This window comes from Aeromonas sp. SG16, assembly GCF_024436135.1.
Lineage (GTDB): Bacteria > Pseudomonadota > Gammaproteobacteria > Enterobacterales > Aeromonadaceae > Aeromonas > Aeromonas jandaei.
Window position 1 is genome coordinate 531,833 of sequence record NZ_JANFNW010000001.1, and the last position, 12,683, is coordinate 544,515.

General features: G+C 56.4%; 12 protein-coding genes, 1 tRNA gene and 1 pseudogene. 11 read left to right on the plus strand and 3 right to left on the minus strand.

Translation table 11 applies throughout. The features are described 5' to 3' along the window. From NOM67_RS02405 to yjjG, 3 genes are all read left to right on the plus strand, one after another. Positions 1–76, plus strand: a tRNA-Met gene (locus tag NOM67_RS02405). A 198-nt stretch (positions 77–274) separates the two neighbouring features. Then, positions 275–1,774 (plus strand): leucyl aminopeptidase family protein, encoded by a 1,500-nt coding sequence (locus tag NOM67_RS02410; protein WP_255935106.1) that lies wholly within the window; start codon positions 275–277, stop codon positions 1,772–1,774. A gap of 14 nt (positions 1,775–1,788) precedes the next feature. Further along, positions 1,789–2,478, plus strand: a complete 690-nt coding sequence (gene yjjG / locus NOM67_RS02415; RefSeq protein ID WP_071909908.1) for a pyrimidine 5'-nucleotidase — start codon at positions 1,789–1,791, stop codon at positions 2,476–2,478. Between the two features lie 68 nt (positions 2,479–2,546). Here yjjG and NOM67_RS02420 read toward each other — a convergent pair whose 3' ends face one another. From NOM67_RS02420 to dusC, 3 genes are all read right to left on the minus strand, one after another. Then, entirely contained in the window at positions 2,547–3,254 is a 708-nt protein-coding gene (locus tag NOM67_RS02420) for an ABC transporter substrate-binding protein (RefSeq protein WP_255933579.1), read from the minus strand. Positions 3,255–3,412: 158 nt separating this feature from the next. Further along, entirely contained in the window at positions 3,413–3,781 is a 369-nt protein-coding gene (locus tag NOM67_RS02425; RefSeq protein WP_041210735.1) for an RNA polymerase-binding protein DksA, read from the minus strand. A 97-nt stretch (positions 3,782–3,878) separates the two neighbouring features. Then, positions 3,879–4,823, minus strand: a complete 945-nt coding sequence (gene dusC, locus NOM67_RS02430) for a tRNA dihydrouridine(16) synthase DusC (protein ID WP_156852912.1) — start codon at positions 4,821–4,823, stop codon at positions 3,879–3,881. Between the two features lie 123 nt (positions 4,824–4,946). On the opposite strand from dusC, the gene NOM67_RS02435 reads away from it, so the two are divergent. The 8 genes and pseudogenes from NOM67_RS02435 to nfo all read left to right on the plus strand — a co-directional run bounded on the left by NOM67_RS02435 (position 4,947) and on the right by nfo (position 12,663). Further along, on the plus strand, positions 4,947–5,324 hold the full coding sequence (locus NOM67_RS02435) for a YbaN family protein (protein ID WP_156852911.1): 378 nt from the start codon (positions 4,947–4,949) through the stop codon (positions 5,322–5,324). Positions 5,325–5,457: 133 nt separating this feature from the next. Continuing rightward, complete coding sequence (gene apt, locus NOM67_RS02440) at positions 5,458–6,003, plus strand: adenine phosphoribosyltransferase (protein ID WP_033113563.1); 546 nt, start codon at positions 5,458–5,460, stop codon at positions 6,001–6,003. A 184-nt stretch (positions 6,004–6,187) separates the two neighbouring features. Further along, positions 6,188–8,797, plus strand: coding sequence for a DNA polymerase III subunit gamma/tau (gene dnaX / locus NOM67_RS02445; protein ID WP_255933581.1), 2,610 nt, complete (start codon positions 6,188–6,190; stop codon positions 8,795–8,797). A gap of 114 nt (positions 8,798–8,911) precedes the next feature. Continuing rightward, the gene (locus NOM67_RS02450; RefSeq protein ID WP_041210739.1) at positions 8,912–9,241 is read left to right on the plus strand and encodes a YbaB/EbfC family nucleoid-associated protein; all 330 of its coding nucleotides are present in this window, start codon (positions 8,912–8,914) and stop codon (positions 9,239–9,241) included. Positions 9,242–9,914: 673 nt separating this feature from the next. Continuing rightward, positions 9,915–10,214 (plus strand): hypothetical protein, encoded by a 300-nt coding sequence (locus NOM67_RS02455; protein ID WP_071909920.1) that lies wholly within the window; start codon positions 9,915–9,917, stop codon positions 10,212–10,214. A 477-nt stretch (positions 10,215–10,691) separates the two neighbouring features. After that, a pseudogene (locus NOM67_RS02460) lies at positions 10,692–10,814 on the plus strand (IS3 family transposase); the annotation flags it as partial. Positions 10,815–10,972: 158 nt separating this feature from the next. Beyond that, positions 10,973–11,368 (plus strand): DUF4019 domain-containing protein, encoded by a 396-nt coding sequence (locus NOM67_RS02465; RefSeq protein ID WP_255933588.1) that lies wholly within the window; start codon positions 10,973–10,975, stop codon positions 11,366–11,368. 452 nt (positions 11,369–11,820) lie between these two features. Next, positions 11,821–12,663 (plus strand): deoxyribonuclease IV, encoded by an 843-nt coding sequence (nfo, locus tag NOM67_RS02470; RefSeq protein ID WP_255933589.1) that lies wholly within the window; start codon positions 11,821–11,823, stop codon positions 12,661–12,663. Positions 12,664–12,683 lie beyond the last annotated feature (20 nt).

Below are 12,683 nucleotides of genomic sequence, written 5' to 3' on the forward strand. Positions count from 1 at the left end.
GCGGGGTGGAGCAGCTCGGTAGCTCGTCGGGCTCATAACCCGAAGGTCGTCGGTTCAAATCCGGCCCCCGCAACCAACTTCCTCTCTGTTTTTCCTTGTTCAGCTGCTTTTCATCATACCCATTTTTCTCTTTCCAAATACTCTACAGACATTGCGCAATATCACTCTTGCGTGGTGAAAATGTTGTTTGTGCTGGTTTTTCAGGGCAAAACTGGTCGTCCCGCCTGTTTGTTAGGTATGATCAGGTATCTCTTCACGGATGAGGTATATGCCTGTGATCACTCCCTTTACCTATCTTCCTCCCGCTATCGATTGCCTGGATGCCACTCTCGTCCAGGCCCTCGAGCAGGCGCTTCCTATACAGATATTGCTGATCGCCGAAGATCAGAAGGAGACGATCCTGGCTCATCCCCAGCTATCGGGTGTCAACACCCTGCTGGCGCTGGGCAAAAAAGCCCCCTTTACCCTGATGCAGGGCAACAGCCTGCTGCTGGTCGTCTGTGTGGCGGGTAGTGTGGAGCGGGATCACCGCCTCTACAAGCAGGTGCGAAGCTGGATTGCGCCGTTGTCCGGATTAAAAGCCGAGCGGGTCGGTCTTCATCTCGAGGGCTTTTCTGCCTCCGAGCGGGGAGTGCTGGCCGAGCTGGTGCTCTCCTCCCTGCTCGCCGCCAATATGCCGCTGCCGACCAGCAAGAGCCGCAGTGAAAGCAGCTGGAGCTATCAGCAGGTAGTTGTGTCCCCGGCGGTGGTGCTGGATCTGGCCCGGATCTACAGCGAAGCGGGTGGTAACGGGCTGGCCCGCCATCTGGCGGTGCTGCCAGCCTCCGAGCTGACCGCTGCCAACTATCGCGAGTTTCTCAGTCAGTTGGCGCAGGAGGAGGGGTGGCACTGCCTCCATTATGATCAGGGCCAGTTGGCCGAGCTGGGGGCAGGCGCCTTCTTGGCCGTGGCCCGCGGCTCGGAAGACAATCAGGGCGCCATGGTTAAGCTCAGCTACTACCCCCCCAAGCCGGTGCGCCGTATTGCGCTGGTAGGCAAGGGTATTTGCCACGACTCCGGCGGCTACAACCTCAAGATCTCCGGCAGCATGTATGGCATGCATCTCGACATGGGAGGCAGCGCGGTGGCCCTCGGCACCCTCTATGCCATCAGCAGAGCTCAGCTACCCTATGAAGTTCACTGCTGGCTGGCTATTGCCGAGAACCATATCGGCCCTCATGCCTATCGGCCCGGGGAGGTCGTCACGGCCATCAACGGTACCACCATCGAAGTGGTTGATACCGATGCGGAGGGGCGGATGGTGCTGGCTGATACGCTGGCGATGGCGGCGCAGGATACCCCGGATCTGCTGATCGACTACGCCACCCTGACCGGTGCCTGCAAACGGGCGCTGGGCAGCCGTTACAGCGGCGTTTTTACCAACCGCACCGAATGGCTGGTATCGCTGGTCAATATGGGGCAGCGCAGCGGCGAGCGGGTCTGGCCGTTTCCGCTCGATGAGGATTATGACGACAACATCGAGAGTGAATGGGCCGATCTGCTGCAGTGCGCGCCGGGCAGCTCCCCGGATCATATCGATGCGGCTCGTTTTCTCTCCCATTTCGTCCCCGAGCAGACTCCCTGGCTGCATTTTGACCTGAGCGGTTTTCGCAATAAGGGAGGCAACGGGGTGGTTTCAAGCGAAGTAACAGGCTTTGGCGTGCGTCTGACGCTGGATCTGCTGGCCAGTCCGCTGGGCAGAGCGGGGCGCCACAGCATGGAACAACCTGACTGATGACAAGGATTTTTGTGAACAAGACAAGCTATGACTGGGTGCTGTTCGATCTGGATGAGACCCTGCTCGATTTCCCGGTGACACAGGCGCTGGAGCAAACCCTTCGCCACTATGGCGTACAGGTGGATGAGGCTGGCATGGCGGCCTATCACACCCTTAACCACGGTTTGTGGCAGCAGTACAACAATGGCGAAATCGATGCTACAGCGCTGCAAGAGACCCGCTTCTCCCTTTTTGCCGAGCAGGTCAATGTTGACCCCATGGTGATGAACAACACCTTTCTGGCGCAGATCGTTGCCTTGAGCATGCCCCTTGATGGGGTAGTGGAGACGCTACAGTTGCTGAAGGACAAGGTGAAGATGGGCATCATCACCAACGGCTTCAGCGTTCCCCAGCGAGGCCGGCTTGGCAAGCTGGGCTGGAGCGAGTGGTTCGCTCCGCTGGTTATTTCCGACGAGATCCGGGTTACCAAGCCAGATCCCGCCATTTTTCAGCACACCCTCTCGCTGATGGGGGCTCCGGATCCGGCCAGAGTGCTGATGGTGGGCGACAATCCCAAGACCGATATTGCCGGTGCAGCTGCACAGGGGTTGGCCACCTGCTGGTATAACCCGGGCAAGCAGAGCGGTGAGTGTGATGCTACTCACGAGATCCATCACTTCTCTCATCTCGCCGGCATTGTGCTTGGTCAGTCGTGCAGTTGAAGTGGTTCCTGATACGTTATTTGACGAAACCAACGTAGAGGACGGGAGAGCCATCGACTCTCCCGTTGTTATTCGGCGAGCAGCCCTGACGTGTAGCGGGTCAGGATCTGCTGATATTCGGGGCTTTGCTTGAGTTGGTCGATCGCCTGATTGAGCCGCTCCAGCTGGGCTTGCGATGTGCTCTTCTTGCTGAGCATCAGGTGAACCGGAGTGCGCTCGATATGCAGCAGGATATGGAGCTTCTTCAGGGTGATGCCCTGATGCTCCCACTCCTGCAGGCTGTTCGGATCGAGGATAAACCCCTGGATCCGCCCGCCGTTGAGCATCTTGAGCAGTTGCTCCAGGGTGAATCGCTCCTGTAGCCGAGGTTTCACCTTGGGGTCGGCGACAAGGCGGCGAAAGGCTTCGCCGTAGTCAAACCCCTTGAGCAGACCGATATGAAAATCGGGAGTATTGATCAGCTGTTCCAGAGTGGTAATGGTGCGCCAGCGTGGTTCATCCTCCTTGCGGATGATGATGACCGTCTCCTCTTCCCGATAAGCATGGCTGAAACGGGCATATTGCTGACGCTCGGTGGTGATGTTGGCGGACATGGCCAGTTGAACCGTGCCGAACTCCAATTCGTGCAGCACCCTCGTCCAGGGCATTTCGATGAAGCGAGCCTGATAGTCAGCCCGCTGCAGGATGGCATTGAGCAGTTCGACATCCAGCCCTTGCAGCTGATGCTGTTCATTGCGATAGCTGAACGGCTGCCAGTCGCCCCAGCCAACGACCAAAGACTCCTGTGCGGCGGCCTGACAGCATAAACACCATAACAACAAGAGTCTGTACACGACTCATCCCCTCGAACCGGCTCATATAGTCGAGTATTGGACAGGAATGGCAGTGTCACCAGTGAGGCGGTAAAGAGAGGATGCACCGGTTGGTGCATCTTTCAGAGCTCGTGGGCGTGGAATCCCTTGCGATAGCGGGCTTCGCAGCGCGGGCAGCGTTGCAGGGTCGGATCCTGCTCCAGCGATTCGATGGCCAGTGGTTCTTCGCAGTCGGAACAGAGGCCGTAGAGGCCGAGATCCATCTGACAGAGTGCGGCATCGATCCGTTTGAGATGTGCCACGCTCTGCTCCACTTTGGGCAGATCCAGCCGGCTGGTCAGCTCGACCAGTTGATCCTGTTCGCAGTGATCCAGCTTTTCGGCCCACTCGTCACGGCGACAGGCTTTCAGCTGACCGATCAGCGTTTCTCGTACCTGGGCCCAGTCGGACAGCAGGCGATTACGCCAGACAGTCAACTGTGCTTGCGTCATTTCACACACATTATCCCCCACAGGACAGACGACAGATTCGGGGCAGTATAGGGATCCGATAACTTTATCAAGATGATATGAGTCAAGTTAACGACGGTTAGCCGTGGCTTTTGGCCGCTTGCAGCAAGGCATCGCGGATGGGATCCGTCTCTTTGAGTACCCGGATATCCTGAAACAGCAGATCTGCTTCCGGGTATTCCCGTTTGAGATAGCTGAACCACTGTTTGATCCGGCTGGGGTAGTAGTCGGCTTTCTCGCTGGCCAGATCCTGCTCGGTATAGCTCACCATCAATTGCAGCACCTCGGCCCAGCTCATGTGGGGGCAGCCGGTTTTCATCACGTTGGCCAGATTGGGCAGGGAGATGGCGCCGCGCCCCACCATCAGGGCATCGCAACCCGAGACCCTGGCACAGGTCAGGGCATCCTGATGATCCCAGATCTCGCCGTTGGCCGTGACGGGGATCGGCAAGGCGCGGCGAATGGCATCCACATACTCCCAGTGGGCGGGCGCCTTGTAGCCTTCTCGCTTGGTGCGGGCATGGACGGCCAGCTCGTTGGCGCCGCCTTGATGAACGGCATGAGCGTTTTCCAGATAGAGATCCTTGTCATCGTAACCAAGGCGAATTTTGGCGCTCACCGGCAGATGGGCGGGTACCGCTTCGCGCACTGCCTTGACGATGCGATGGATGGTCTCGGGCTCTTTGAGCAGCACCGCGCCGCCCTTGCTCTTGTTGACGGTGGGGGCGGGGCAGCCGAAGTTGAGATCGACCCCGGGGGAGCCCAGCTCGATGGCGCGCCTGGCGTTCTCGGCCAGCCATTCGGGGTGTTGGCCCAGCAGTTGGACCCGCACCGGGGTTCCCGCACGGGTTTTGCCATCTTGCAGCAGTTCGGGGCAGAGGCGATAGAACACCTTGGCGGGCAGCAGCTGATCAACGACCCGGATAAATTCGCTTACGCAGAGATCGTAATCGTTGACGGAGGTCAGTACCTCCCGCATCAGGTGATCCAGTACCCCCTGCATGGGGGCCAAAATAACGCGCATAACTGCTTTCCGAAGAGATAAGGAGAAAAAAGAGGGCAGATTGTAGTGGGGTTGTGCCCCGCTGTCAGCTATCAGCCAAACTCTGTTAGGCTAGACAGGCATAAGCAGAGATGAGAGGTGGCAATGCAGCGCTGGTGTCTGATGATCTTGGGGTGGCTGGCCTTTATGACCGGCATTGTCGGCATCGTGTTGCCACTGCTGCCGACAACCCCCTTCATGCTGCTGGCGGCCGCCCTGTTTGCTCGTTCTTCCCCCCGTTTTCACCACTGGCTGCTAAGCCACCCCTGGTTTGGCCCGCCCATTGCCGACTGGCAGCTGTATCGCGGTATTCGCCGCCATGCACGGCGGCGCGCCATTATCTTCATTCTGCTCACCTTCTCGGTGTCGCTGGCGGTGGTGCCGCTGCTATGGGTCAGGGGGCTGCTGCTTCTCATAATGGTGATCCTGCTCACCTGGTTAATGCGCCTGCCGGTGCTGGAGCCAGTTGCAATGGAGAAGTGAAGTCCCTAAGCTATTGCGGCAATAATGCTATGGAGTCGGCCTGTCATTCTTGCGTGACAGGCTTTTTTATTTCCCGCTGGCGGGAAGACTAAGATAAAACGGCCATCTGGGTCGAAAAACAAACGGTCAAACCATGAATCCGGAAACCCTGAAATTTATCGAAGCGAGCATCAAGACCATTCCCGACTATCCGAAGCCGGGCATCCTGTTTCGCGACATTACCAGCCTGATCGAAAATGCCGAGGCGTTCAAAGCCACCATCGATCTGCTGGCCAATCACTATCGTGATCAAGGGATCACCAAGATTGTTGGTACCGAGGCTCGCGGCTTCATCTTTGGCGCGCCGGTTGCCTACGCCATGGGTCTGGGCTTCGTGCCGGTCCGCAAGCCGGGCAAACTGCCCCGCGCTGTCATCGAGGAGTCCTATGCCCTCGAATACGGCACCGACACCCTGCAACTGCACACCGACGCCATCGTGCCCGGTGACAAGGTACTGGTAGTGGACGATCTGCTGGCGACCGGCGGCACCGTCGATGCCACCGTCAAGCTGATCCGTCGCGCTGGCGGTACTGTGGCCGATGCGGCATTCATCATCTCCCTGCCGTCTCTCGGTGGTGATGCCCGCCTGACCGCCGCTGGCGTCAAGGTGGTCTCTCTGGTTGAACTGCCGGGCGAATAAGCCCCCGGTTTGATCAACAGGCTGCTATCGTCAGCCTGTTGCCAGCCTCCAAACCGGTGCCCGTGCGGGCATCGGTTTGAAATTCAAGCGATCCCTCCCGCTCTGACCGATAGCCGATACAGCCTCCCGTCCATTTGTGTTAGCATCCGGCCTCAATGCCCTGTATTCCCTGCATGATGGATTTATGAGCTATCAGGTTCTGGCGCGTAAATGGCGCCCCCATACGTTTGAACAAGTGGTTGGTCAGCAACATGTGCTGACTGCCCTGACCAACGCCCTGGATCAGGGACGGCTGCATCACGCCTATCTGCTGAGCGGCACCCGCGGCGTCGGCAAAACCACCATCGCCCGTATTCTGGCCAAGAGCCTCAACTGCGAGCAGGGGATCAGCAGCCATCCGTGTGGCGTCTGCGATACCTGCCGCGAGATCGATCAGGGCAACTTTGTCGACCTGCTGGAAATTGACGCGGCGTCGCGTACCAAGGTGGAAGATACCCGCGAGCTGCTCGACAACGTGCAGTACCGACCGGCCCGTGGTCGCTTCAAGGTCTATCTCATCGACGAAGTGCACATGTTGTCGCGTCACAGCTTCAACGCGCTGCTGAAAACTCTGGAAGAGCCGCCCCCCTATGTGAAGTTTCTGCTGGCCACCACGGATCCGCAGAAGCTGCCGATTACCATTCTCTCGCGCTGCCTGCAGTTTCATCTGAAGAGCCTGGATCAGACCCAGATCGCCAAGCAGCTCGAATGGGTGCTGGATCAGGAGGGGCAGCCCTTCGAACCGCGCGCTCTGCTGGCTTTGGCCAAAGCGGCTGACGGCAGTATGCGCGATGCCCTGAGCCTGACCGATCAGGCGCTGGCGCACGGCAACGGCAGCGTGCGCCTCGAGAGCGTGCTGACGATGTTGGGCACGCTCGATCACCGTCATCTGCACCAGCTGCTGGAAGCCATTTTGCGGCAGGATGCCCCCGCTACCATGGCCAAGATCAGCGAGATCGCTACTTTGGGCCCTGATTTTGATCAGCTCCACGCCGAGCTGGAAGGGTTGCTGCATCGTATCGCCATGGCGCAGCTGCTGCCTGCCAGCGTGCAGGAGCAGGGGGCGGACGCTGATGCCCTGCTGCAACTGGCCAAGGCGATGAGCCCGGAAGAGGTGCAGCTCTGCTACCAGATTGTGCTGGGTGGCCGCAAAGATCTGCCTTGGGCACCTGATGGCCGCACCGCGCTGGAGATGACCTGCCTGCGGATGCTTGCCTTCTCGCCCCGGCGCGAGGTATTGCACCCCGCCACGTTGACGGCGCTCCCCCCATCCATGACTGGCTCGGCCAGCGCGGGAATGGGGGCAGCCCCGACGCTGCCGGGAAAGCGCCCGGCCGCTGAGCCTGCAACTCATACTCCACATCTTGCACAGACGGCTTCTGCCGATGCCATGACGGCCACGGCCGAGGTAACCGGTCAGGATGAGGAGAGCGGTGAAGAGGAGGCGCAAGCCGCCCAGCTCTTCAGCCAGCAGGATGAGTTGCTGCGCGAGGCGGCCGGTATGGGTTATCAGGCCGAGATGGCCCCGCTCTCTGGCGCGAATAGCAGCATGGCGGTTGATACTGCGAGCTGGGGGGAGGGGGCTGCTGCAAACTCGAACCCATCGGTACCAACCGACACTGCGCAGATGGCCGCAGCAGAGATGGCGCCTGTGCAGATGACGTCTGGATCGATGGATAGCGCTCCGGCTGCATCTGCTTCGGAAGCGCCCGAACCTGTATCGGCGGTATCGAGCATGCAAAGCCTGCTTGGCAAACGCAATATGCTGCGTAGTCGCCAGCGTGGAGAGAGCAGCGCAGCTGTTCCTGCTCCTCGGGCGGTGCCGGTTGCGCCAGTGCGTCAGGTTACTGCCTCTGCGCCAGCACCTCAGCCGCAGAGTGCGCCGTCATCCGCTATCAACCAAACAGCCACCCCGAGTGGCCCCGCCATGGGCCAGTTTGGCGAGCAGCCGCCGGTGGATCTCTACGCCGAAAATTATGACGAGGCGGGTGATAACGGGGATTACGAGGAGTATCTCAGCCAGAGCTTTATGGCCTCGCCCGTGCCTGAGCCTACCCGCAGTGCGCCCAATCGCACCGCTGTTCCCGCGACCCAGCCTGCGCAGCCAACTGACCTGCCACCCTGGGATCTGGCTGGGCAGCCTAGCTATCGACCTGGCGAGCGCAGTGCCACTGAGCCTGCAGTGACGCCTGCTCCTGCGACCCAGCCGATGGTGCCCGTTGCGACTAGGACGGTGGCTGCTTCCCCTGTGGCGCAGAGCGAGCCTGTCCAGCCAGTGATGGAGACCATCGACTGGGACGAGCTGGAGAGCGATGAGGCGCCGCAAGAGGGGGAGGCGACCCGCCTTATCCCTTCCTCACTGCTCAATGGTTGTGGTGACTTCTGGGCCGAGCTGATTGCTCACACCCAGGTGGGCGGTCGGCTGCGCCAGCTCGCCATCAACTCGGTGATGACGCGGGAGGGGGACAAGGTATTGCTGACCCTCAAACCCGAGCAGCGCCATCTGGTGAGCGACAAGGCGCGCGCCGACTTGGCCGAGATCATCGGGCCTGCGTTGGGACAACCGGTACAGGTCGAGGTGACTCTTGGCGTGGTGCCTGACAAGGAGACCCCCCTCGAGATCGAGCATCGCCTCTATCTGGGGGTGCGCGAGCAGGTGACCCGGGATCTGGAGCAGGATCCCAACGTACAGTTTTTAGTTCAGCGGTTTGGTGCCGTGCTCCATCACGAGAGCATCGAGCCCCTCAACCGCTAAATTCCGTGGCCGGGAGCTTGCTCCCGGTTGAAAAGCAGTTTGGCTGTCCCCATCTAGGACAGACAAGCCCACAGCCCGGCGCTGGATGCCGGATTTCAAGACGAGAGACGACATATGTTTGGTAAAGGTGGAATGGGTAACCTGATGAAACAGGCCCAGCAGATGCAAGAGCGTATGCAGAAGATGCAAGAGCAGCTTGCCCAGATGGAAGTGACCGGTGAAGCCGGTGCCGGCATGGTCAAGGTCACCATGACGGGCAGCCACAGCGTACGTCGCATCGAGATCGATCCCTCCCTGATGGAAGATGACAAGGAGCTGCTGGAAGATCTGGTTGCCGCCGCTTGCAACGATGCCGTGCGTCGTGTGGAAGAGCAGAACAAGACCAAGATGGGCGAGCTGACCGGTGGCATGCAATTGCCACCAGGATTCAAGATGCCGTTTTAAGGCATAAAACCATTTAGGTTCCATGCCTTATGCTTTGGCCTGTTGCTCGTGGGTCATATATGGGTCAACAACACCCAGTTTCTCAGCCAGTTCATTCCTGTAATTAGGGCTGTCCTTGCTAACCCACTGAGCATATATGGTGCGGATCATACCCCAGTCTTTGTGACCAAGTTGCTTGGCCAGATAGGCTGGATGAGCACACGCCATCAGAAGCATTGAGGCATAGCTATGGCGCAGCTGATACGGTTCTCTATGTGTCAGCTGCGCTTTTCTTGGTAGACGAGCAGCAATAGCCCGGTGCTGTAAACAGTTCGGGTCTGATGTACGGCATATTCTCCCTCCCCAAAAAGACCCTTCGCCTCATTCCCTCACGCCGCTTGTTATGACACTGTGGCTGGATGATTAGGGGAAGATACGAACAAGCCATTTCTTATCGAACGAGTCCCCGTCGGTTTCGTGGATGAGGTTCAGCATGAGTCACGTTCCCACCTTCCCTAAACGCCCTAGAAAAATAGATCATATAAATAATGGAAAGCTAGTCTTACTATTTTAATTTTAGCGCATACTGATTCGGAATATTCTGATAATGACGTGCTGAAGCCTAAATGGCTAGATCCCATTGTAGTCAATGCATAGAATGAAAATCAGATGTTGACAACAACTAGGAGCTGCTATGCAAATCCAGGTTTTTGAAAAGACATTTAGGCTTGCAGGGGAAAATGAGCAAGTTGCTCAATTTACATTTACTACATCAGGAGCATTGCACATTTGGTTTCCTGAGATAGGCCTGCAGATGGAGGCTCATCGAAACCAACTACGCATTCAAAATCATACGATTATTTACACTGGTGGACTGGATTATGGTGAACACCGCGCCCATTGGGCTTTGACGCTTCATGCAGAAGATATCAAAGAGTTTAAGAAAATTATGTCGAGATTTCACCTAAACAGGCATCTGGCTGTTCACAGTTAGCGCCGATAAGTCTAATCTTGATAATTTTCAAGATAATGGAAACGCAAGTTTTTGATATCGAGCTAACACCTGTGCTCGAGATGTAAGTAGTGCCGTCCTTTGCCACTACGTCTTTTGTCGAGCCAACCCTTGGTTCCTCTGGTCTGGTAATCTGGCAATTTTCGTAGCGACGGCTTTGGTGGTCATAGGGTAGTTGCAAATAGTATGGTAGGAAAGCTGTTCTATAATTGGGTTCGCACTCCTATGACCACATTTTTTATTTAATATCTGGCCCTTCGTATGGTTTATACCTTCTTCTTAAGCTGGAGGTGGCCAAGATGGGGCAGGTGTAAAACGTAGACTGCACTATATCCCACAGACTTTTAAACTGTCGCAGAACGATCTGAACGAAAAGGCTAGCCTGCTTGCAAGCTCTAGCCTTTTTACCAATTCAGGAAAACCGGCAGGAGCAACGTCATGTCGTATCTCGACAAACAGACAGCCGAACAGCGCATCAAGGAGCTCGAGCAACAGTTGGAGCAAATGAGGCTAAAGGCCGAATTTTTTGAAGCTGTTGTTGAAGAACTGAAAAAGGACTACGGAATTTCCATTTTAAAAAAGCGAGCAACGCAATCCTGTGAGTCTTCTTGTTGTAGCAGTTCACAAGGCTGACCATCGTCAGGAACTGTCGGTTTCTTGGGATAAGCCTACCGGGTTGCAGACCTAAATAGGCGGCTTCCTTGTTGCCCAGAATGCACGAATATAATAAAGGAATTAAAGTGAAAAAGGGGCTTGTTACTTTTACTTGTTTGGTTTCATTTTTTGCTGCAGCTCAAGAAAATGATGCACTATCAGTAGCGAAAGCATGGCTTGAAACCGTCGATGCTGGATTTTATAACCAAAGCTACGAATTAACTGATAATGCATTCAAGTCTGAGCTCTCTGTCTCTCAATGGCATGATGCATTGGACAAGTTTCGTCATCCTTTAGGTATGGTTGTTCTACGTTCTGAGATTGCACAGGAGAAATCAGAATGCCTTCCTGGTAGACCTGATGGGAAGTTCATCACTATACAGTTTATTACCAAGTTTGAGTATGCTGGATCTGCTATTGAGACTATTACTTTGAGTAAAGATAGTGGTGATTGGCTTCCTGTTGGTTACTTCATTAAATAAATTCTCTACTAGAGAGTATAAGGGCGCATTAATCAGCTTATCGCCTGGCCACAGTATTTGTTAGGGGGCTATTTATGTACATTTTTAATTATTTTGCCTTCAGTCAGTGGTAAGGTGAATGTGTCATGGAAAAATGGAGTATATTACTTGCGCTCTCTTGTTTGTGTTCCGTATGAATATGGTAAATGAAGCTGTATTGGGTTCGTTTGTTTCACAATTTGCGCACTATAACCATTCTCTTTTTCGGGCAACTGGCAGGTGAATATCATCTCCATACACTGTTATCAAAAAGTACCATTTCAACCGATAGAAGGCATGACCAGATTGAGTTATCACGTCGCGACCCTACTCATATTCAGGGTGAGCGTGTCGGGAAGGGCGTTGCAAAGTGCCACGGCGTTTTGGCATCTGTCAGGAGAGACGGCATAATGGCGCCTCACTGAGGAGACGTTATGAAATATATTGGAGCCCACGTCAGCGCATCTGGCGGGGTGGAAAACTGCATCGCCCGCGCCCAGGCCATCGGGGCCAACGCATTTGCGCTTTTTACCAAGAATCAGCGTCAGTGGCAGGCGGCCCCCTTGTCGGATGCCACCATCCGCGCCTTCAAGGCGGCCTGCGACAAGGCCGGTTTTCTGCCGGAGCAGATCCTGCCCCACGACAGTTACCTCATCAATCTGGGTCACCCGGATCCCGATGGCCTCGCCAAATCCCGCGATGCGTTTCTCGATGAGATGAAGCGCTGCGAGCAGCTGGGGCTGTGTTATCTGAATTTTCACCCCGGCAGCCATCTCAAGCAAATTCCCGAGGCAGCCAGCCTAAAGTTGGTGAGCGAGTCCATTAACTGGGCGCTGGAGCGTAGTGAAGGGGTGACGGCGGTCATCGAAAATACCGCCGGGCAGGGGACCAACCTCGGCTGGTCGTTCGAGCACCTCGCCACCATTATCGAGGGGGTGGAGGACAAGAGCCGGATCGGGATCTGCTTCGATACCTGCCACGCCTTTGCCGCGGGTTACGATCTGCGCACGGCAGACTCTTGCGCCACTGTCTTTGCCGAGTTCGACCGCACGGTAGGTTTTCAGTATCTCAAGGGGATGCATATCAACGGCGCCAAGTGCACCTTCGGCAGTCGGGTCGATCGCCACCATAGCTTGCGCGAGGGGAATCTGGGGGAGGAGGTATTCCACCACATCATGAACGATGACCGTTTTGATCGCATTCCGCTGATCCTCGAGACCATCGACGAGTCCATCTGGGGCGAGGAGATCAGCTGGTTGCGTAGCCTGGCGAAGTGATACTCAGCGAGCAAGTAAAA

What these genes read in the sequence shown, in the direction of transcription:
- NOM67_RS02425 (WP_041210735.1), bottom strand. Translation starts at nt 3,781, where the DNA reads ATGACGCAAGCACAGTTGACTGTCTGGCGTAATCGCCTGCTGTCCGAC.
- dusC (WP_156852912.1), bottom strand. Translation starts at nt 4,823, where the DNA reads ATGCGCGTTATTTTGGCCCCCATGCAGGGGGTACTGGATCACCTGATG.
- NOM67_RS02435 (WP_156852911.1), top strand. Translation starts at nt 4,947, where the DNA reads ATGCAGCGCTGGTGTCTGATGATCTTGGGGTGGCTGGCCTTTATGACC.
- apt (WP_033113563.1), top strand. Translation starts at nt 5,458, where the DNA reads ATGAATCCGGAAACCCTGAAATTTATCGAAGCGAGCATCAAGACCATT.
- dnaX (WP_255933581.1), top strand. Translation starts at nt 6,188, where the DNA reads ATGAGCTATCAGGTTCTGGCGCGTAAATGGCGCCCCCATACGTTTGAA.
- NOM67_RS02450 (WP_041210739.1), top strand. Translation starts at nt 8,912, where the DNA reads ATGTTTGGTAAAGGTGGAATGGGTAACCTGATGAAACAGGCCCAGCAG.
- NOM67_RS02455 (WP_071909920.1), top strand. Translation starts at nt 9,915, where the DNA reads ATGCAAATCCAGGTTTTTGAAAAGACATTTAGGCTTGCAGGGGAAAAT.
- nfo (WP_255933589.1), top strand. Translation starts at nt 11,821, where the DNA reads ATGAAATATATTGGAGCCCACGTCAGCGCATCTGGCGGGGTGGAAAAC.